The sequence below is a fragment of the Ochrobactrum sp. WV_118_8 genome, from assembly GCF_039631535.1.
Taxonomy (GTDB): Bacteria; Pseudomonadota; Alphaproteobacteria; order Rhizobiales; family Rhizobiaceae; genus Brucella; species Brucella anthropi.
Genome location: NZ_JBDIUZ010000001.1, coordinates 2,273,938 through 2,294,802 on the forward strand (window position 1 = coordinate 2,273,938; position 20,865 = coordinate 2,294,802).

Here is a 20,865-nt window from a genome sequence, read left to right on the forward strand (position 1 = left end):
TGCTTTGGCAGCAAAAGACTGAAATCTTTTGCTGAATCTGTTTTGCCTACTGTGGGAAAGCCGGAAAACCGGGCTTTTTACAGCAATTGTGTTCCCGAGGGCCTTGCAATGGCGATGACTCTTTGCAATAGGCCCCACATCCGAAAGAAAACCTTTCTAGCTGCAGTACTTGGCCGGTCAGACCGTACGCAGCTTTAAAGTTTTTAAGAGATTAAGTCCGTTCCGGCGGACTGTTGCGACAGAACCAAACTGCAAACCGCGACCGCATCGGCGTCAGAGGCAAAAGAATGAAACTTTTCGCAGGCAACTCCAACCGGGTTCTTGCCGAATCCGTTGCTCAGTATCTCAACATTCCACTCGGTAAGGCCAGCGTCCGTCGCTTCGCCGATCAGGAAATCTTCGTAGAGATTCAGGAAAACGTGCGCGGCGAAGACGTATTCGTACTGCAATCGACTTCCTACCCGGCAAACGATCACCTGATGGAACTGCTCATCATGATCGACGCCTTCCGCCGCTCGTCGGCACGTCGCATCACCGCCGTCCTGCCCTATTTCGGCTATGCCCGTCAGGACCGCAAGCCCGGCCCGCGCACGCCGATCTCTGCCAAGCTGGTCGCCAATCTCATCACCGAAGCCGGTGCGAACCGCGTCCTGACGCTTGACCTTCATGCCGGTCAGATTCAGGGCTTCTTCGATATCCCGACCGACAACCTCTACGCCGTTCCGGTCATCGCCCGCGATGTGAAGGCCAATTACGCGACCGGCAATTGCATGGTCGTTTCGCCTGACGTTGGCGGCGTGGTTCGCGCCCGTTCGCTCGCAAAGCGCATCGATGCGCAGCTCGCCATCGTTGACAAGCGCCGCGAACGTCCAGGTGAATCGGAAGTCATGAACGTCATCGGCGACGTTTCCGGCAAGGACTGCCTGCTGTTCGATGACATCGTCGATTCCGGCGGCACGCTCTGCAACGCAGCTGAGGCCCTGTTGAACAAGGGCGCCAAGAGCGTCACCGCTTACATCACGCACGGCGTTCTGTCCGGCGGCGCGGTTGCCCGTATCGCCTCGTCCAAGCTGAAGGAACTGGTCATTACCGATTCCATCCAGCCGACCACCGCCATCAACGATGCGCCAAATATCCGCGTCCTCTCGATCTCGGACCTGATTGGCGAGGCCATCGCCCGCACGGCAGCGGAAGAGTCCGTTTCGAGCCTGTTCGACTAAAACACCAGCCGGATTACAATTCCGAGACATGCCGCCAGCAACAGCACGAGCGGCATGTTGAGCCTCAGAACAACAAGCAAGAATGCCGCCGCGCCTGCAATCAGGACGGCGGCATTGTCTATTGTGCTCCAGACCGGCAGCGGCAATGTGAAGGGACCTATAGCCTTCTCGACAACCTGCGAAAACAGGACATGCAGCGAGAACCACAGCGCCAGATTGGCAATCACGCCGACGACCGCAGCCGTGATCCCGCCCAGCATGGCCGACAGCCAGCGCACCTGACGCAGCCGCTCCACGAATGGCGCGCCCGCCAATATCCATAGAAAGCAGGGCACGAAGGTAAACCAGAGCGCGATCAGTCCGCCGAAAAGGCCACCCAGAAGTGGTGGCAGGCCCGACAGGTTCGCAGCCCCCACAAAGCCGACAAAAGCCAGCACGAGGATCAGCGGTCCCGGCGTGGTTTCCGCCAGACCGAGCCCGGTCAGCATTTCCCCCGGCTTCATCCAGCCGAAATGCTCGACCGCCTGCTGCGCCGTATAGGAAAGAGCTGCATAAGCGCCCCCAAATGTCACCGCAGCAAGCTTCGAAAAGAAGGCGGCTTCCTGCACAAAAACATGCGCGCCACCAAAAGTGAAGAAAAGCCCGAGCAAAGGCAAAAGCCACAGCCCGCCCCAGATGAGCGTTTGCTGCGTGAATTCGCGCAAGGCGCCAGGCGTCGCCTCTCCCATAATTGCGGCAGCACCATTTCCCTGCACGATATGCCGCAGGCCACCTGCAAGAGCCGCCAGCAGAACGACGAGCGGAAACGGCAGTTTCAGGAAGGCTATCGCAACGAATGCCGCAATCGCCACCGCATAGGAAAACCCCGAAGCCAGTGTCCGTTTGGCCATGCGATAAAGCGCTTCAAAAACCACGGCGAGAACCGCAGCCTTGAGGCCGAACAACAGCCCGGCCACGATGTCGACATGCCCGAAGGAGATATACAGCGCCGATAATACAAGCATGACGACAGCGCCGGGCAGCACGAACAGAAGCCCTGCCAGAAGGCCGCCGCGCCAGCCCTTAACCGCCCAACCGGAATAGGTCGCAAGCTGCATGGCTTCCGGCCCCGGCAACAACATGCAGAAATTGAGCGCATGGATCAGCCGCTCCTGATCCATCCATTTCTTCTCATCCACGAGAATGCGCTGCAGCATGGCGATCTGCGCGGCCGGCCCGCCGAAGGACAGAAGCCCGATCTTGCCGAATGTCGCGAAGAGTTCTTTGTAACCCGGTTGCTGAATTGGCTGTGTCACGCTGCTGCCCTGAATGATCCGTTTCGCAAGCTGTCGGCGAGGATCATTACAGGTTCATGACAGTTTTCACAGCTTACTCCGCCGCAGCGCCTTCTTCCGCCAGATCGTCCGGCGCATTCGGGTCGCCCGGTGCCGTTTCGCAGGCGAGATCGGGAAAATTGACGATGCGCATTCCCTTGAAATCGTTGCGGACCACCAGAAGCCCGCGTTCTTCAAAATAGGTCAGCAGACGCCGGGCACGGCTGAACGAGTGCGTGCCATAGGCGCGCGCCAAAGCCGCATCGGAAGGACAAGGCGCGCCGGTTACCGCCGCCTGCGCCACGATCAGGAACACGCCCTGCACATCGTCGGTGAGGCTTTCCGACAGGGCCAGCGCCTGCTGCCATGTTTCGCCACTGGCCACATCGCTTTCAATGCTGGCCTGCGCCACTGCCAGCCTGCGGCGGAAGGCAGGGAGAGCCAGCGGCTCGCCCGGAACGCGGTGAATGCGACAACGCACCAGAAAGTCCTGATAAAGCACGGCCACGGACCGGAACGACGCTTCCGGATCGTCCACGATCTCGCGCATCACCTTTTCAAGGAGCTCATCCCGTTCGGCTTCCACCATGCCGGGGAACAAAGGTTCCTGTGCCGGTTCGGCTTCGGGCTTCGGCTTTGCTACCTGCGCCAGAATCTCCGCCGTCGATGGCGGCGGTGGAGGCGGCGGCGCTCTGCGCACGGCAGCACGGATTTCCTGCGGCGCAGGCGTGAAGATGAGGTCGAGCGCATCTTCCGGCGCATCAGGAAGCGGCATCAGTTTCGGCGATGAAGACCGCGCCGATGTCTCCACCTTGCCGATCTTGATCGGCAATGGACGACGCGACAATGCGGGGCCAAGCGCCACGAAATGCCCGCGCTGCAGATCGCGGAACATTTCCGCCTGCTTGCGCTCCATGCCCAGAAGATCAGCGGCGCGCGCCATATCGATATCGAGAAATGTACGCCCCATGAGGAAGTTCGAAGCTTCAGCTGCAACGTTCTTGGCAAGCTTCGCCAGTCGCTGCGTGGCGATAACACCCGCAAGGCCCCGCTTTCGTCCGCGACACATGAGATTGGTCATCGCGCCGAGCGACAGCTTGCGCGCTTCATCCGACACTTCACCGGCGGCGGCAGGCGCAAAAAGCTGCGCCTCATCCACAACCACCAGCATCGGATACCAATAGTCACGCTCGGCATCGAACAAACCGCCAAGAAAAGCCGCAGCCGAGCGCATCTGCTGCTCGACATCGAGACCTTCCAGATTGAGCACCACCGAAACACGATGCTGGCGGATGCGTCCGGCAATGCGTGTCAGTTCGGCTTCGGTACGGGCGGCATCGACAACGACATGGCCGTAAAGATCGGCAAGCGTGACGAAATCGCCTTCAGGGTCGACGATGCACTGCTGCACCCATTGCGCGCTCTGTTCCAGAAGGCGGCGCAAAAGATGCGATTTGCCGGAGCCGGAATTGCCCTGCACGAGCAAACGCGTGGCGAGAAGCTCCTCAAGATCAAGCATGGCCTGCTTGCCACCGCCAAGCGCCGCTGCCGAGGCAGAACCGCTTCCAGCAACTGCACCCATGTCGATACCGACCTGCATCTCGCCTCCTTGTTTCAACATAGCAGGAACAAACGACTCGCACGGCCAAGCCTGCGGTCGATCAGGCATTCGCTTAACATCTTTGACGCCGCCAATGCCACCGGTTATGAGAAATGCCCACAGATGCCGGGCACGGGAACTGCTCGCAGCCCAAAAAACTTGCGCCGCCGCACGCTATGGTCTATAGCCAGCGCCATCCGCGTAGACACCCTTGGAGGCAACGCGGAATGGAGCGGTCCGGTCTTTCACCTTGTGACAGACAATACGGGCTGTTTCATGTCGTTTGTTGAAGCATGATCCCGAAAAGTGGAAACCGGTTTTCGGACAAGATCATGCGCAGATTATACAGCGAGCGACACTCCAGTAACATCGAAAGGAAATGCCATGAGCGAGACTTACGTGCTCAAGGCCGATCTGCGTACCCGGGTTGGTAAGGGGTCCTCCCGCGAACTGCGTCGCAACGGCCAGATTCCTGCAGTCATCTATGGCGACAAGCAGGAACCCCTCGCAATCGCCGTCTCCTACAAGGAGATCTTCTACAAGATTCATGGCGGTGGCTTTAAGACCACTGTTGCCACGATCGAAGTAGACGGCAAGAAGATTCAGGTCCTCCCGAAGGACTACCAGCTGGATCCGGTCCGTGACTTCCCGCAGCATGTCGACTTCCTGCGCGTTTCCGCGAAGTCGGTCGTCCATGTGAATGTTCCGGTTCACTTCAAGAACGAAGAAGCAGCTCCGGGCATCAAGCGCGGCGGCGTTCTCAACATCGTTCGTCACGACGTTGAACTGATCGTTCCGGCCAATGCAATTCCGGAAGCACTCGAGTTCGACCTGACCGGCCTCGAAATCGGCGACTCCGTCCACATTTCGGCAATCAAGCTGCCGAAGGGCGTGACCGCTGCCATCCAGGATCGCGACTTCACCATCGCCACGATTGCTGCTCCTGCCGGCCTGAAGTCGGAAGAAGCTGCTTCGGAAGGTGCTGCGGAAGAAGAAGCCAAGGACGGCGAATAATCGCTTTCCGCACAGAAGCGCTAACGCGCTTCTTATCCGAAAACCGGTTCCCACTTTTCGGGAAGCGCTACAGAAGGGGCTCCGAACCATGCTGCTCATTGCAGGTCTTGGCAATCCGGGCCCCAAATATGCGCATAACCGGCACAATATCGGTTTCATGGCGGCGGATGAAATATTCCGCCGCCATCGCTTTTCCAACTGGCAGAAGAAGTTTCAGGCCGAGATTGCCGACGGCGTGATCGACGGCGAAAAAGTGCTGCTGGTCAAGCCGCAGACTTTTATGAACCTTTCGGGTCAGTCCATCGGCGAAGCCATGCGCTTCTACAAGCTGACACCTGCCGATCTCGTCGTGATCTATGACGAACTCGATCTCATTCCGGGCAAGCTGCGCATCAAGACCGGCGGCGGCTCCGGCGGCCATAACGGCATCAAATCCATCGACGCGCATATGCAGGCCTTCCCCGGCGGCCAGAATTATCGCCGCATGCGGCTTGGCATCGGCCATCCGGGTGCGAAGGAACTCGTGCATAACTATGTCCTCGGCGATTTCGCCAAGGCCGACAATGAATGGCTGGATACGCTTCTGGGCGCTATTGCCGACAATGTGGGCCTGCTTGCCGCCAAGGGCGAAGACAACAGTTTCATGAACCGCATTGCGCTCGCCATGGGCGACGGCAATCAACGGCCCAGCGGTTTCAAGGCCGATCCCGCACAACTGGAAAAGGCGCCACCAAAGGCGCAGAGCCATATTCGCCAGGCGCGGCAGAACCAGAAGAAGCCGAATATTCCTGCCAGCGGCCCGATGGCTGAAATGCTGAAAAAGCTGCTTGGGAAAAAGGACTAAAACAGTTCCAGCAAAAGTGCGAAGCGGTTTTGCATGGGAGAATGCGTAAAAGTAAGCCGTTCCCAAGGGCGCGACGCCTCCGCCTCTTGACGCTTCACGGTCCGATGACGCATAGCCACAACAATAGAATTCTAGTCTGATAGGTACGATCATGGGTTTCAAATGCGGCATCGTCGGTCTGCCAAATGTTGGCAAGTCGACGCTTTTCAACGCGCTGACCAAAACGGCCGCCGCACAGGCCGCAAACTATCCGTTCTGCACCATCGAGCCGAACACGGGCGAAGTGGCGGTTCCCGATCCGCGCCAGAACGATATCGCCCGGATTGCCGGTTCGAAGGAAATCATCCCGACCCGCATCAACTTCGTTGATATTGCCGGCCTCGTGCGCGGCGCATCGAAGGGTGAAGGTCTCGGCAACCAGTTCCTCGCCAATATCCGCGAAGTGGATGCCATCGTGCATGTGCTGCGTTGCTTCGAGGATGACGATATCACCCATGTCGAAGGTCGTATCGATCCGGTATCGGACGCCCAGACGGTTGAAACGGAGCTGATGCTGTCGGACCTCGAAAGCATCGAGCGCCGCATCGTGCAGATCCGCAAGCGCGCTACCGGCAAGGACAAGGAAGCCCTCACCATTCTGCCGGTGATGGAAGCAGCACTGGAACTGCTTCAGAACGGTCAGCCGGTCCGCCTGATGCTGAAGGATATTGCCACAGAAGACCTGCTGACGCTGAAGGGCCTGAACCTTCTCACCTCCAAGCCGGTTCTTTATGTCTGCAACGTCGCTGAAGGCGATGCGGCCAAGGGCAACGAGTATAGCGCTGCCGTCGACAAGATGGCCGAGGAACAGGGTGCCCAGACGGTCATCATTTCGGCTGCAATCGAAGCGGAAGTTGCGCAGCTTCCCGATGAGGAAGCCAAGGAATATCTGGAAAGCATGGACCTTGAGGAACCGGGTCTCGATCGCCTGATCCGCGCCGGTTACAAGCTTCTCGACCTCATCACCTATTTCACCGCAGGGCCGAAGGAAACCCGCGCCTGGACAATCCGGCGCGGCACCAAGGCTCCCGGCGCTGCCGGTGTCATCCATACCGATTTCGAGCGCGGCTTTATCCGTGCCCAGACCATTGCCTATGAAGACTACGTCAAATACAATGGCGAAGTCGGAGCGAAGGAAGCCGGCAAGGCAAGGGACGAAGGCAAGGAATACGTCGTCCATGACGGCGATGTGATGCTGTTCCGCTTCAATACCTGATACGTTCAGGCCGCCGAAAACCGGCGGCCTTTTCTTTATGCCTACTCGGAGGAGATCGAGGGTGAGCAAGCCTCTGCCTAAATATGCTTATGAGGATATGGAGCCGGGAATGACCCTTCCCTTCGGTCCTCGTACGATCAACAAGCAAGAAATCATCGAGTTTGCCAGCGAGTTCGATCCGCAGCCGTTCCATCTTGATGAGGAAGCAGGCAAGGCGAGCGTGCTCGGCGGGCTGGCGGCATCAGGATGGCAGACCACCTCCCTCATCATGCGCATGGTCTGCGATGCCTATCTTACAAACTCAACGTCACAGGGTGGTCCCGGCGTCGAATTCACGCATTGGAAACGCCCCGTACTCGCGGGCGATACGCTGAATGGTGTGACGACCATCAAGGACAAACGCATTTCCAAATCGCGCCCGGCAATCGGGTTGGTGACGTTCCACCATGAACTGTTCAATCAGCGTGGTGAGAGCGTGTGCGAAATGCAGCATCCATGCATGATGCTGCGCCGCGATTACGATGCGACGGCAGGAGGGGCGTCATGAGTTTCCTGGAAGAAAATCTCGGGCAGAACCTCGTCATCGGCAGCTATACGTTTACTGCCGAGGAAATCATCGATTTCGCCAGAAAATATGATCCGCAGCCGTTCCATCTGGACAACGAAGCGGCAAAAAAGAGCGTCTTCGGCGGACTTTGTGCTTCCGGCTGGCACACCACTGCAGTGTTCATGAAGCTCAATGTCGCTTCCATCGTCAAGGCAACGAAGGAAGCTCTGAAACGCGGCGAGACGCCGCCGACATTCGGCCCCTCACCCGGCTTTGAAAACCTGAAATGGTCAAAGCCCGTCTATGCCGGAGATACGATCACCTACAAGCGCCTGGTCCACGCCATAAGGCCGCTCGCCTCCCGCCCCGGCTGGTCGATGCTGACCATGACGACGAGCGCCCATAACCAGAATGGCGAAGAGGTGCTTTCCTTCGACAATGCGGCGATGGTGAAACTGCCGCCCAAGGCTGATGCCTGAAATAACAAAGCCCGGAGCAATGTCCGGGCTTTTTCGTATTCTCAGTCGCCTTCAAAGGCCACGAGCGTGCGGACCGGCACGCCAAGAGCTTCCAGCTTCTTGCGTCCGCCGAGATCCGGCAGGTCGATGATGAAGCAGGCTGCGACGATCTCTGCGCCCATCTGAAGCAGAAGCTTCGCTGCCGCTTCCGCCGTTCCGCCCGTGGCGATCAGATCGTCCACCAGAATGATCCGTTCGCCCTTTTCAATCGCGTCGCGATGCATTTCCATTTCATCGATGCCATATTCAAGGCTGTAGGCAATGCGCACTGTATCGCGCGGCAGCTTGCCCTTCTTGCGGATCGGTACGAAACCAGCCGAAAGCTGATGTGCAATTGCGCCGCCGAGAATGAAGCCACGTGCTTCGATGCCCGCTACCTTGTCGACCTTGTTGCCTGCATAGGGATAGACCAGCTCATCGACGGAACGGCGGAATGCCTGCGCGTCGCCCATAAGCGTCGTCACGTCACGGAATTGGACGCCCGGCTTGGGATAGTCCGGAATGGTGCGGATCGCATCCTTCAAGCTGGCTTTAAATCCGGATTCCATTTTCCATCCTTTCAGGCGGCCTGCGGGCCGGTCAAGTTAATCAAGGCAAAGTTGGGACCAAGGACCTTTACACCCTCAAACGGGCAAATTGCAAAAGAAACCGCCCATTTCTGCCAAGAACATTGCGGCGACGCACGGTCATTTGCATGGCCTAATTGTGGCAAGGCTGATCTTCCAGTTCCAGCACAAAAAAATGGGCGCCCACGGCGCCCATCTTTTAATTCAGGTTGATCTATTGTCAGTGTTTAACATCCGACCAGATCGAACGCTTGGCGACATAAACCAGACCGGCAAAAAGGATCAGGAATATGATGACCCGGAAACCGGTCCGCTTGCGATCTTCCAGATGCGGCTCTGCAGCCCACATCAGGAATGCCGAAACGTCGCGTGCATACTGATCCACCGTTTGCGGCGAACCATCGTCATAGGTGACTTGGTCGTCGCTCAGCGGCTTTGCCATGGCCAGCGACTTGCCGGCGATGAAGTATGGGTTGAAATGCGTCCCTTCCGGAACATGCATCCCCGCTGGTGGCTGTTCATCATAGCCGGTCAGCAGAGAATGGATGTAGTCCGGACCTGCTTCGGCATATTGCGTGAATATGTCGAAGATGAAGGTCGGGAAGCCGCGTTCAACACCACGAGCCTTCGCGATCAGCGAGAAGTCTGGAGGAGCTGCACCGTTGTTCGCGGCCGCAGCTGCGTTCGCATTCGGAAATGGCGCCGGGAAGTGATCAGTCGGGATCGCCTTGCGGGTGAACATTTCGCCATCCGCATTCGGCCCGTCCTGCACTTCATATTCAGCGGCAAATGCCTTGACCTGCTCCGGTGAGTAGCCGAGACCTTCCAGCGTGCGGAAGGCCACCAGGTTCATCGAATGACAGGCCGAACAAACTTCCTTGTAGACCTTCAGGCCACGCTGAAGCTGTCCCTTGTCATAGGTTCCGAACGGACCGGCAAAGCTCCACTTTTCCTGCTTGGGATGGTGGATCGGGAAATGTTCCGGCTCCGCGGCATTGCCGCCTTCCTCAGCCGAGGCACCACCCAGGGCGATACCAAGCGCGACCAGCGGAGCAATACCGAAGGCAGCGAAATTCTTGAGGATGTTTTTCATTGTTACGTCCTTCATCTCTCTCGCTGGTTCAGCCCCGAGTTTCAACAGGGATTTCCACGGGGGTAACCCCGGCCTTGCCGCTCTTCTCCAGAACCGCCTCGGTGATCGAGTTCGGCAAACGCTTCGGCGTTTCGATCAGGCCGATGACCGGCATGATGATGATGAAGAAAGCAAAGTAGTAGAGCGTACCCAGCTGCGCCATGAAGACGTAGGAACCTTCCGCAGGACGCGAACCCAGCCAGCCGAGGAAGATGGCGTTGATCACGAACAGCCAGAAGAACAGCTTGAACCACGGACGATAGACAGCCGAACGAACCTTCGACGTATCGAGCCACGGCACGACGAAGAGGATTGCGATCGAACCGAACATGGTCAGAACGCCGCCGAGCTTCGAGTCGATCGGGCCGATGTTGAAGGTGATGGCGCGCAGCATCGCGTAGAACGGCAGGAAGTACCATTCCGGAACGATGTGAGCAGGTGTCTTCAGAGAATCGGCCGGGATATAGTTATCCGGATGACCGAGGAAGTTCGGCATGTAGAAGACGAAGTAGGCGAAGAACACGAAGAAGACGAGCGCGCCGAAAGCGTCCTTGATGGTCGCATAAGGCGTGAACGGCAGCGTGTCGGTCTTGGATTTGACTTCAATGCCGGTCGGATTGGTCTGACCCGTCACATGCAGCGCCCAGACGTGCAGGATGACGACACCGGCAATCATGAACGGCAGCAGATAGTGGAGCGAGAAAAAGCGGTTGAGCGTTGGATTGTCGACCGCAAAGCCGCCCAGCAGAAGCTGCTGGATCGGTTCGCCGATGATCGGGAAAGCCGTGAAGAAGCCGGTGATAACCGTCGCACCCCAGAAGGACATCTGGCCCCATGGTAGCACGTAGCCCATGAAGGCGGTAGCCATCATGAGAAGGAAGATCACCACGCCCAGAATCCACAGAAGCTCGCGCGGCGCCTTGTAGGAACCGTAATAGAGACCGCGAGCGATATGGAGATAGACGGCAATGAAGAAGAAGGATGCACCGTTGGAGTGCATGTAGCGCAGCAGCCAACCGGAGTTGACGTCGCGCATGATCTTTTCGACGGAATTGAACGCAATGCCCGTATCGGCAGCATAATGCATGGCCAGCACAACGCCGGTCAGGATCTGCGAAATGAGCATGAAGCTCAAAATGCCACCAAAAGTGTACATGTAGTTCAGGTTACGCGGCGTCGGATAGGCCACGAAGGAATCATAGACGAGACGCGGCAAGGGAAGCCGTTCGTCCACCCATTTTTCGATGCCGGTCTTCGGCGTGTATGTGGAGTGTCCACCACTCATGTCTTCTCTCCCCAAGACCTGTTAGCCGATCCTGATGACCGTATCGGAAGCGAACGCATATTGCGGAATGTGCATGTTCTCCGGAGCCGGACCACTGCGGATACGTCCGGCAGTGTCATAGGTCGAGCCATGGCATGGGCAGAACCAGCCACCGAAAGAACCGGATTCACCGAGCGGCACGCAACCCAGATGGGTACACACGCCGATCATCACCAGCCAGTTTTCCTTGCCCTCGCCTGCCGAGCGGGCGACATCGGTCGCCTGCGCATCCGCTGCGAGGTTGGCGTTACGTGCGTTCTGATCCTTGAGATCACCAAGAGCGGTTGTCTTGGCATCCTCGATTTCCTTGGCGGAGCGGTTACGAATGAAAACCGGCTTACCACGCCATTTGACAGTTAGCGATGCTCCTTCCGTCAGGGACGAAACATCAACCTCGATGGACGCAGCCGCGAGTGTCGAAGCGTCCGGACGCATCTGGTCGATAAACGGCCAGGCCAGTCCGCCAACTCCGACGACACCGGCCATTCCCGTCGCAATATACAAAAAATCACGCCGTGTCGGCTCAGCCGTGTCGTGTGCGCTCACGTGCCAATTCCTTTTCAACCTGCATGTTCAATTGAACTCTCCCCTCGTCCTCTTTTGCACTTGCGCAAAAGTAGTCCTGCAAGTGCTCACAGGACGAAATTCCCTCCATTTCACTATCCGGTTTATGCGCGTAAAAATCGCTTGTCCAGACACCAACCCCTTATGACGGCACGATGTCGCAGGCGGATTTGCTTGCTCAATTCAGGGAATGCACAGCAAAGCGATAACGCATTACAGACAGTGGAAAGCTTTCAGCTTTCACCGTTCCTCCCTATGAAACCGCCCGACTGGCGGGCCCAAAGTCCCGCATAGATGCCACCGCGGGCGATAAGTTCGTCATGCGTTCCCTCCTCCACGATGCGGCCTTGATCCATCACAACGAGACGATCGAGCGCTGCGATGGTGGAAAGGCGGTGAGCAATCGCAATAACCGTCTTTCCATCCATAAGGCGTTTCAAATTCTCCTGAATCGAAGCTTCGACCTCCGAATCGAGTGCGGAAGTTGCCTCATCGAGGATGAGGATTGGCGCGTCCTTCAAAATAGCGCGAGCGATAGCAATGCGCTGGCGCTGCCCGCCGGAAAGCTTGACGCCGCGCTCGCCCACAAAGGCATCGAACGACCGCCGCCCCTGGAAATCCTCCAGACTGGCAATGAACCCATCGGCTTCGGCCTGACGTGCTGCCTGCAGCAGTTCTTCGTCGGTCGCATCGTCGCGCGCCAGCATGATGTTGTCGCGCAGCGACCTGTGCAGCAATGCAGTTTCCTGACTGACGACCGCGACCGCCCGACGCAGCGAGGTCTGGGTGACATCGCGAATGTCCTGACCGTCCACGAGGATCGCGCCTTTCTCGACATCGTATAGGCGCAGGATGAGATTTACGAGGGTAGACTTGCCCGCCCCGGAATGCCCGACGAGACCGACGCGTTCACCACCGCGCACAGTGAGGTTGATATTGTCGAGAACGCCCGCAGCCTTGCCGTAGTGGAACGTGACATCCTGAACATCGATACGCGCCTTAGTCACCTGCAAGGGTTTGGCACCGGGCCTATCCTCAAGACCGAGCGGAGCAGAAACCAGCCGCATGGAATTCTCGATCAGTCCGAGCTGGCGCAGCATGCCATTGAGCTGCATCATGAGACGGCCAAGGAGCATATTGAGGCGCAGCACGAGGCCAAGCGTGAACGACACCTGCCCGACCGTGATGGCATTGCGCGTCCACAAATCGATGGCAATCGCCGCAACCGTCACGATCATCAGGCCGGAAAGTGCCGTGAGCGAAACCCGAACGCCGGTGAGTGAACGCATGAACGGAAGAAGCGCAGCAATGTATCCTTTGAAACCGTCGCGCAAATATTGAACATCGTCATTGACGGTATTCAGTTTGATTGTCTGGATGTTGGAATAGCTGTCAACCAAGCGTCCGTTTATCAGCGACCCCGCTTCGGCAGAAGCTTCCGCCTGGCGTCGGATTCGCGGCAGAAAATGACGTGCGATCAAAATGAAAACTGCAATCCATGCCAGCACGACCGCTGCCAGCGTCCAGTCCAGTCTTCCAATTAGAAATAGCGTGCTGATGCTGTATATGAGCATGAACCATACGACCTGGATCAAGCTTTGAATGAAATCTCCTGCAGCCTGACCGGCCTGCCAGACCTTGGTTGCTATACGCCCTGCAAAATCATTCTGAAAAAACCCATAGGACTGCTGTAATACATATGAATTGGCCTGCCATCTTATCAGGTTATAGAAATTGGGACCCATCACCTGCTCTTCCAGCAGCGTGTTGATCGCCGTCACGACGAGGCGGATTACAAGGACGGTTATGCCCATGAACAGAAGTTCTGGCCCTGCCGCTTGCAAAAGCGCCGACCAGCTTCGTTCGACGCCACCCTTACCCACCTGATCGAGAATATCGACCAGCCTGCCTGTGAAATAGAACAAGCCTGCCTCGACCAGCGGCAGCAATCCGCCAACCGCAAGCGAAACGGCGAGCGGCCATTTCGCTTGCCTCGCATAATGCCAGAGAAAGCCGAGAGTGCTTGAAGGCGGTCTCAGCCGGTCCGGTTCACGAAAGGGATCGACCCAACGTTCGAACAGGCTGTAAACCGCTTTCATCAATGGCTTCTGTCCTTATTGTACCAGCGCATCCTCGGGATTTTCATCGAATCCGAGGAAACCGCCGGACTGGCGGGCCCATAGACTTGCATAAATGCCGCCGAGCGCCACAAGTTCCTCATGCGTGCCATCTTCGACGATGCGCCCCTTGTCCATCACCACGAGACGATCAAGCGCCGCAATGGTGGAAAGGCGGTGCGCGATGGCAATCACGGTCTTGCCTTCCATCAAGGTGTTGAGACTATCCTGAATGGCTGCTTCGACTTCCGAATCGAGCGCCGAGGTCGCCTCGTCCAGAATGAGGATCGGCGCATCCTTCAGCATCACACGCGCAATGGCAATGCGCTGGCGCTGTCCGCCGGAAAGCTTGACTCCCCGTTCGCCGACATGCGCATCCAGCCCCTGCCGTCCCTTCGGGTCGGTCAGCAGCGGAATGAACTGGTCGGCCTGCGCCAGACGAATGGCCTGCTGGAGCATCTCTTCGGTCGCATCCGGCCGCCCATACATGATGTTCTCACGAACCGAACGGTGCAGAAGCGAGGTATCCTGCGTCACCATGCCGATATTGGCGCGAAGCGAATCCTGCGTGACTTTGGAGATGTCCTGCCCATCGATCAGAATGCGGCCCTTCTCCAGATCGTAGAAGCGCAACAGCAGATTGACCAGCGTGGACTTGCCAGCACCGGACCGCCCAACCAGACCCACTTTCTGGCCCGGCTGGATCGTGAGCGTGAGATTTTCGATAACCCCTTTGCCCTTGCCGTAATGGAAGCCGATCTTGTCGAAGTCGAGTTCGCCTCTGGTCACCTGCAATGCCGGTGCACTGGGGACGTCCACGACCTCATGCGAACGCGCAATCGTCGTGATCCCGTCCTCCACCGTACCTATATTTTCAAACAGGGCCGACATTTCCCACATGATCCACTGCGACATGCCGTTGAGGCGCAGAACCAGACCAATGCCCACAGCAACGGCGCCAACGGAAATCGCTTCATTCATCCAGAGCTGGATGCCGATTGCACCCACCGCAAACAGCAGAATGCAGTTCGCCATATAGAGCGTGAAATGAAACAAAGTGATGAGTCGCATCTGCCGATGCACCGTACCGAGGAAGCCATCGAGGCTTTCCTTCACATATGATTCTTCCCGGCTTGAATGCGAAAAAAGCTTCACGGTTGCGATATTGGTGTAGCTGTCAACGATACGTCCCGTCATCGATGAACGCGCATCGGCCTGCTGTTCCGAAATCACGCGCAGACGCGGGATGAAAACGCGCAGCAATATGATGTAGACGACGAGCCAGACGGCAAACGGGATCATCAGCACCAGATCCGCAGACGCTGCAATGAACAGCGTACCCGCGAAATAGACGATCACATAGTTGAGCACGTCCAGAAGCTTCATCACCGTTTCACGAACGGCGAGCGCAGTCTGCATCAGCTTGGTTGAAATGCGCCCGGCAAACTCATCCTGAAAGAAAGCCATCGACTGGCGGATCAGGTAACGGTGCATCAGCCAGCGCACGCGCATCGGATAATTGCCGAGCAATGTCTGGTGGATAAGCAGCGAATGGATCAGTACCACGCCCGGAAGGACGACCAGAACAACACCAGCAATCAGCGCAAGCCGCCAGCCTTCATTGCTCAGAAATGTCTCTCGCGACTGATGTGACAGCCAGTCGACAATATTGCCCATGAAGGCAAAGAGCGACACTTCGATCACGGCGATGAGCGTGGTGAAGATTGCCATGCCGATGATCCACGGCCAGGCACCGCGGGTATAATAAAGGCAAAAGGCTACCAGTCCGCGCGGGGGCTCGCGGGGCGGCTCTTCGGGATAGGCTTCGAGTCGTTTTTCAAACCATCTGAACATGGTGCACCTTTTAGGTGGTCCCGGAAGAATTGCCAAGACGGAAGAGGAACAAAACGGGAATATTTCTACAGATGTTTTCTGTAGAAATCACGACACCGGAGCTGTTGATGTTCCGGCTATTGCCGCTTTCGGTGCTTGCGGCGATCTGCATTTCGCGTTACCCGCATCATATGGAACTGCGCGTCGCACTTTACCAGCCCGACATTCCCGGCAACACGGGAACCATCCTGCGTATGGCCGCTTGCCTCGGCTTCGCGGTCGACTTGATCGAACCTGCCGGGTTCGACATTTCCGACCGGTCCCTGAAGCGTGCCGGCATGGACTATCTGGAGCAGGCAACCCTCACTCGCCATGCGGACTGGCACCACTTCGAAGACTGGCGCCTGCAGGCCAAGCGCCGGATCGTGTTGCTGTCCACCAAGGCAGCGATCCCCTATACGGATTATCGGTTTCAGGAAAATGACATTCTGCTCTTCGGGCGTGAGTCGTCGGGCGTACCCGACAATGTCCACAATTCCGCCGATGCACGGCTTCTGATCCCGATGATGCCCGGCGCGAGATCGCTAAATCTTGCGGTTTCGGTTGCGATGACGGCAGGCGAAGCTCTGCGCCAGCGGAGGGACAAGGTCGATTCCCTCCGGCAGGAATGACAACGCCAGAATTGCGCTTCGCGAAAGGACCGGCTTCGCAAAGCACCCCCGCCCCATCCGGTCTGAAAGGCTCGCTTCGTCCATGAACCTGTCTGTTCGTACACTCACTCTTGCTGCTTCCGCCGCTTCCCTGCTGGCAAGCGCTCCGGCTTTCGCCAAGGAGGCTTCGCCCATCGCGCCAAAGGTGATGGTCATCACCATGTTCGGCGAAGAAGCCAAGCCATGGCTTGAAGGCGAAAAATTCACGCAGAAGATCAAGCTGCCGGGCCTGAGCCCCGAATATCCAGAGATCGACTGCACCGCCGAAGGCCTCTGCCACATGACGACGGCGATGGGCTTCGCCAATGCCGCAAGCGCGACGGCGGCTATGGCGCTGAGCGACAAGCTCGACCTCTCGCACACCTATTTCCTGATCGCAGGCATTGCCGGTGTCGACCCGAAGCACGGCACACTCGGATCGGCGCATTGGGCAAAATATTCCGTCGATGCCAATCTGAACCACCGCATCGACATTCGGGAAGCACCGGAAGGCTGGCCAACGGACTTTTTCGGCCTCGGCGCTGCAAAGCCCGGCGAAAAGCCGAAATGGGCTGCCGGCACTGAAGTCTTCGAACTGAACGGCAAGCTGGCCGATTACGCACTGGCAACAACCAAGGGCATCGAACTTCTCGATAGCGACGCAGCGAAGGAATACCGCAAGCACTACACGCAGGAAGCGGCGACCGACGCACCAAAGGTCACGATCTGCGATACCGCTTCGGGCGATACCTACTGGCACGGCGCGAAGCTCGGCGAAGCCATGACCGAATGGTCAAAGCTTCTGACCGACGGCAAGGCCGACTACTGCACATCCCAGATGGAAGACAATGCCACGCTGACCTCGCTGAAACGGGCTGCCGACGCTGGCAAGCTCGATTTCAACCGCATCGCATTGCTGCGCACCGCGTCGAACTTCGACCGTCAGGGCAAGGACCAGACGGCTGCTGAATCGCTTGCCGCAAATTCCGGCGGCTTCCCGCTCGCCACAACCAACGCCTATCGCGTCGGGAAGGCCTATGCCGACAGCATCATCCAGAACTGGAATGCATGGGAAAAAGCACCGCAGACTGCAGGGAAATAAAACTCCAATCATTGAGCTGGCAGTTTTTTTGAATATAAATTGCCAGCTCAAACAAGCGGTTGATTCAAAGTATTATAAAAATTACTCCATCTCAAATTACACTATAATTGATATGGGGCTAGATAATGAAGAAAATTATATTCTTTATTTTTTTATATTCTTTGAACTGCAGCAATGCCATTTCGGCGGATATTTCAAATCAGAAAACCACAGATGTAAATTATACATTTTCTGGAAGCATCGGATACTCCTGGATCAAAGCTGACGAACTAGTCTACGACGAAGACAATAGAATAAGTCATCTTATCTGGAAGTCTCAAATGCCGATCTTAAACGGCAAGATAACGGCAGACATTGGTTCTGACCTTACATTCTCAGGAAACTTGAACGTCGGTCTGACTGGAAGCGGAAATTTACACGATTATGATTGGCTTTCCGACGTGGGTGGTTTCAGCGGATACGACTTTAACAACTGGACAGATCACTCTCTAAGTGAAACCGATTTAGACCGCTACATCAGTTTTGATGTCGCCCTGGGGCATAACTTCGTTATCAATCCGCAGAATACGCTGAATATTCATGGCGGATTTAAGTATACGAACGTGAAGTGGACGGCTTATGGCGGCGATTATGTCTACAGTTCGACCGATTTTCGTGACACTGAAGGAACATTTTCTGACGGAAAAGTAATAAGTTACGAACAGCGTTTGCCTGCGCTTTTCATTGGTTCTGAATGGACCACCAAGCTGGATCGATGGTCGTTCAGCGCTCTCGGACGTGTTGGTGTCACCGTTTCCGGCAAAGATGTCGACGATCACTGGCTACGCAACCTGCGTTTCAACGAAACATTTGACAGTGCGCCATACTTTGAACTTCAAGCCAACGCTTCCTATTCGTTTAACGAACAAACAAGCCTTTACGTCACTGCCGGGTTTGAAAAGCACTTGAAAATGAGAGGTGACACCCAAACTTTCGATCACTCCGACAACACGGTGAGCTTCGTGCCAGACGGCGCTGGCGCTTCGCTTCAGGCAGCAACTGTATCAGCTGGCCTGAAAGTAAAATTCTAGAACTTTGTTTCGATCGTGTCGAACAGACTCACGTTGAAACCAAAGCTTCCAACGTGAGGCAAAACGGGTAACGATATAACGAACCAGAATTGAAAGCGCCCCGGGCTTTTGCCGCAGGGCGTTTTTACAATGTCCTAATTGGAATCTCGATTCATTGAATTAAGCCGCTGGGCTGAACCAGTTCGCTAATCCGCAGTCGCCAGCCGGCGCATGGTAAACTCGATCACGTCATCCGGGCGCTCGCACCAGCTCTCGATTTCCGTCCAGTAGGCCGCTTTCGGGAATGTCTCGAACCATTCACGCGCTTTTTCACGTGCCGCCAGCCTCGGCAGGGTGAATGTCTCGCGAACGAAACCGTCGCGCGGCATCCGGCTTTGCTTCAGGCCTTTCTGGGCGCGACTCTTCTGCAGCTGCTTGCGCAAGCCTTCGAGCGGTGGACGGGGCGGTGCTGCTGTCATGCTATGCCCTCCCGGCAAAACCGGAAATGAATGACTTCCAAACCCTAGGTAGAGAAAGATAGGGGAGCGGGTCTACAAAGACGAGTCTTTTCTTGGGGAGAGGGTCTATACTACCCTGTGATCGCGCGCTTCGTGCTTTGCGCCTGCAGCGGACTTTGATAAGCCAAGAAATAATAGTTCATCCATTTACCCTTGGCTGCCTGATACCGCCGAGCGATCCGGCAAACCGCGCCGGAAGGAAACAGACAATGCAACGCGACGAAATTCCAGCAATCATCCCCGCGGACATCGAAGAGAAGAAACAGGCGGCACAGCGCTGGTTCGAGGAACTGCGCGACCGTATCTGTGCAAGCTACGAACAACTTGAAGATGAATTGCAGGGCCCACTTTCAGATCGTGAGCCCGGACGTTTCGTCCGCACGCCCTGGCAGAAGGACGAAGGCCGTGGCGGCGGTGGCGTCATGTCGATCATGCATGGCCGTGTCTTCGAAAAGGTCGGCGTGCATGTCTCGACGGTCTATGGCGAGTTCTCGCCGGAGTTCCGCAAGCAGATTCCCGGCGCAGAGGAAGATCCGCGTTATTGGGCGAGCGGCATTTCGCTCATCGCCCATCCGCAAAACCCGAATGTGCCTGCCGTCCACATGAACACGCGCATGGTCGTGACCACGCGCCAGTGGTTCGGCGGCGGTGCCGACCTGACGCCAGTTCTGGACAGCCGCCGCACGCAGGACGATCCCGATACACTCGCCTTCCACAAGGCTTTCCGTTTCATCTGCGAGAAGCACAAGGACATCGTCGACTATCAGCGCGTGAAGGACTGGTGCGACGAATATTTCTTCCTGCCGCATCGCAATGAACCCCGTGGCACCGGTGGCATCTTCTATGATTGGCTGCATTCGCCGGACGAAAAAGGCGGCTGGGACGCGGATTTTGCCTATACGCGCGACGTGGGACGCGGTTTCTCGGTCGTCTATCCGCATCTGGTGCGCCAGAACTTCAACAAGGACTGGACCGACGCGGATCGCAACGAACAGCTCATCCGCCGTGGCCGCTATGTCGAGTTCAACCTGCTTTACGATCGCGGCACGATCTTCGGCCTCAAGACCGGTGGCAATGTGAATTCCATCCTGTCTTCCATGCCGCCTGTGGTGAAGTGGCCGTAAAAAACTGAACGAAAAGGGCCGGTTTCCCGGCCCTTTTTTATATGTTGAATGCGGTATGATAGGCGACATCGCCCTGTGGCATATCGGGCCCGAAGGCCAGACACTGAAAATATTCCGCGGGCACACCCGGCAGTTTCAGCCGCGCATCGGCCTTGAAGCCGAAACGACCGTAATAGCCGGGATCACCCAGAAGAACGCAGCCTTTAGCTCCAGTCGCACGCAATAGCGCAAGGCCTTCGCGGATCAGCTTGCCGCCGATCCCCTCGCCTTGCCGGTCTGGACAGACCGAAACAGGGCCAAGCCCGTACCAGCCCTTGTCCTCGCCGCCGATCAGGACGGGCGAGAATGCGACATGACCCAGAATTTCGCCCTTATCTTCGGTAACCAGCGACAGAGTGAGTGCCTTTGCAGCGCGAAGCGCATCGACGATCTCTCCTTCCTTCTGGTTGCTGTAAGCCACGGTGCGGAATGCCTCATCCGTGAGGTGACGGATTTCGGCGGCGTCTTCAGACGTTTCCTTGCGAATATGCATGACG

General features: G+C 56.9%; 20 protein-coding genes. 10 read left to right on the top strand and 10 right to left on the bottom strand.

What is annotated here, in order from left to right; all coding sequences use genetic code 11:
* Positions 1 to 287: 287 nt before the first annotated feature.
* A complete protein-coding gene (locus ABDF71_RS11035; protein WP_010659620.1) occupies positions 288 to 1,220 on the top strand; it encodes a ribose-phosphate pyrophosphokinase in 933 nt (310 codons plus the stop codon).
* On the opposite strand, the gene chrA is transcribed toward ABDF71_RS11035, so the two are convergent.
* Entirely contained in the window at positions 1,217 to 2,515 is a 1,299-nt protein-coding gene (gene chrA, locus ABDF71_RS11040) for a chromate efflux transporter (protein WP_151663636.1), read from the bottom strand. The genes ABDF71_RS11035 and chrA overlap by 4 nt on opposite strands.
* A gap of 73 nt (positions 2,516 to 2,588) precedes the next feature.
* Positions 2,589 to 4,133 carry an ATP-binding protein gene (locus ABDF71_RS11045; protein ID WP_010659618.1) on the bottom strand — a complete coding sequence of 515 codons (1,545 nt, stop codon included), beginning with the start codon at positions 4,131 to 4,133 and terminating at the stop codon, positions 2,589 to 2,591.
* 384 nt (positions 4,134 to 4,517) lie between these two features.
* Between ABDF71_RS11045 and ABDF71_RS11050 the strand changes: the two genes are divergently transcribed.
* The 5 genes from ABDF71_RS11050 to ABDF71_RS11070 all read left to right on the top strand — a co-directional run bounded on the left by ABDF71_RS11050 (position 4,518) and on the right by ABDF71_RS11070 (position 8,272).
* Positions 4,518 to 5,147, top strand: coding sequence for a 50S ribosomal protein L25/general stress protein Ctc (locus ABDF71_RS11050; protein WP_010659617.1), 630 nt, complete (start codon positions 4,518 to 4,520; stop codon positions 5,145 to 5,147).
* Positions 5,148 to 5,235: 88 nt separating this feature from the next.
* Complete coding sequence (gene pth / locus ABDF71_RS11055; RefSeq protein ID WP_010659616.1) at positions 5,236 to 5,991, top strand: aminoacyl-tRNA hydrolase; 756 nt, start codon at positions 5,236 to 5,238, stop codon at positions 5,989 to 5,991.
* A 151-nt stretch (positions 5,992 to 6,142) separates the two neighbouring features.
* Positions 6,143 to 7,246 (top strand): redox-regulated ATPase YchF, encoded by a 1,104-nt coding sequence (gene ychF / locus ABDF71_RS11060; protein WP_151663635.1) that lies wholly within the window; start codon positions 6,143 to 6,145, stop codon positions 7,244 to 7,246.
* Positions 7,247 to 7,307: 61 nt separating this feature from the next.
* A complete protein-coding gene (locus ABDF71_RS11065) occupies positions 7,308 to 7,793 on the top strand; it encodes a MaoC family dehydratase (RefSeq protein WP_151663634.1) in 486 nt (161 codons plus the stop codon).
* Positions 7,790 to 8,272: a MaoC family dehydratase gene (locus ABDF71_RS11070; protein WP_151663633.1), complete on the top strand. Its 483-nt coding sequence runs from the start codon at positions 7,790 to 7,792 to the stop codon at positions 8,270 to 8,272. The genes ABDF71_RS11065 and ABDF71_RS11070 overlap by 4 nt, the downstream gene beginning before the upstream one ends.
* 41 nt (positions 8,273 to 8,313) lie before the next feature.
* On the opposite strand, the gene ABDF71_RS11075 is transcribed toward ABDF71_RS11070, so the two are convergent.
* The 6 genes from ABDF71_RS11075 to ABDF71_RS11100 form a co-directional block, all read right to left on the bottom strand.
* Entirely contained in the window at positions 8,314 to 8,859 is a 546-nt protein-coding gene (locus tag ABDF71_RS11075; protein WP_010659612.1) for an adenine phosphoribosyltransferase, read from the bottom strand.
* 238 nt (positions 8,860 to 9,097) lie between these two features.
* Positions 9,098 to 9,970: a cytochrome c1 gene (locus ABDF71_RS11080; RefSeq protein ID WP_192799913.1), complete on the bottom strand. Its 873-nt coding sequence runs from the start codon at positions 9,968 to 9,970 to the stop codon at positions 9,098 to 9,100.
* A 28-nt stretch (positions 9,971 to 9,998) separates the two neighbouring features.
* The gene (locus tag ABDF71_RS11085; RefSeq protein ID WP_010659610.1) at positions 9,999 to 11,294 is read right to left on the bottom strand and encodes a cytochrome b; all 1,296 of its coding nucleotides are present in this window, start codon (positions 11,292 to 11,294) and stop codon (positions 9,999 to 10,001) included.
* Positions 11,295 to 11,315: 21 nt separating this feature from the next.
* Positions 11,316 to 11,879 carry a ubiquinol-cytochrome c reductase iron-sulfur subunit gene (gene petA / locus ABDF71_RS11090; RefSeq protein ID WP_010659609.1) on the bottom strand — a complete coding sequence of 188 codons (564 nt, stop codon included), beginning with the start codon at positions 11,877 to 11,879 and terminating at the stop codon, positions 11,316 to 11,318.
* A gap of 251 nt (positions 11,880 to 12,130) precedes the next feature.
* Positions 12,131 to 13,996: an ABC transporter ATP-binding protein gene (locus ABDF71_RS11095; RefSeq protein ID WP_151663632.1), complete on the bottom strand. Its 1,866-nt coding sequence runs from the start codon at positions 13,994 to 13,996 to the stop codon at positions 12,131 to 12,133.
* Between the two features lie 15 nt (positions 13,997 to 14,011).
* A complete protein-coding gene (locus ABDF71_RS11100) occupies positions 14,012 to 15,868 on the bottom strand; it encodes an ABC transporter ATP-binding protein (RefSeq protein ID WP_010659607.1) in 1,857 nt (618 codons plus the stop codon).
* A gap of 170 nt (positions 15,869 to 16,038) precedes the next feature.
* Here ABDF71_RS11100 and ABDF71_RS11105 point away from each other — a divergent pair, with 170 nt between their 5' ends.
* From ABDF71_RS11105 to ABDF71_RS11115, 3 genes are all read left to right on the top strand, one after another.
* Positions 16,039 to 16,518, top strand: a complete 480-nt coding sequence (locus tag ABDF71_RS11105; RefSeq protein WP_010659606.1) for a tRNA (cytidine(34)-2'-O)-methyltransferase — start codon at positions 16,039 to 16,041, stop codon at positions 16,516 to 16,518.
* 82 nt (positions 16,519 to 16,600) lie between these two features.
* The gene (locus ABDF71_RS11110; protein WP_151663631.1) at positions 16,601 to 17,638 is read left to right on the top strand and encodes a purine-nucleoside phosphorylase; all 1,038 of its coding nucleotides are present in this window, start codon (positions 16,601 to 16,603) and stop codon (positions 17,636 to 17,638) included.
* A 125-nt stretch (positions 17,639 to 17,763) separates the two neighbouring features.
* Positions 17,764 to 18,708: an omptin family outer membrane protease gene (locus ABDF71_RS11115; protein ID WP_036563636.1), complete on the top strand. Its 945-nt coding sequence runs from the start codon at positions 17,764 to 17,766 to the stop codon at positions 18,706 to 18,708.
* A 185-nt stretch (positions 18,709 to 18,893) separates the two neighbouring features.
* On the opposite strand, the gene ABDF71_RS11120 is transcribed toward ABDF71_RS11115, so the two are convergent.
* On the bottom strand, positions 18,894 to 19,166 hold the full coding sequence (locus tag ABDF71_RS11120; protein WP_010659602.1) for a hypothetical protein: 273 nt from the start codon (positions 19,164 to 19,166) through the stop codon (positions 18,894 to 18,896).
* Between the two features lie 248 nt (positions 19,167 to 19,414).
* On the opposite strand from ABDF71_RS11120, the gene hemF reads away from it, so the two are divergent.
* Positions 19,415 to 20,329 carry an oxygen-dependent coproporphyrinogen oxidase gene (gene hemF / locus ABDF71_RS11125; protein WP_010659601.1) on the top strand — a complete coding sequence of 305 codons (915 nt, stop codon included), beginning with the start codon at positions 19,415 to 19,417 and terminating at the stop codon, positions 20,327 to 20,329.
* 37 nt (positions 20,330 to 20,366) lie between these two features.
* Here hemF and ABDF71_RS11130 read toward each other — a convergent pair whose 3' ends face one another.
* Entirely contained in the window at positions 20,367 to 20,861 is a 495-nt protein-coding gene (locus ABDF71_RS11130; RefSeq protein ID WP_151663630.1) for a GNAT family N-acetyltransferase, read from the bottom strand.
* Positions 20,862 to 20,865: the final 4 nt, after the last annotated feature.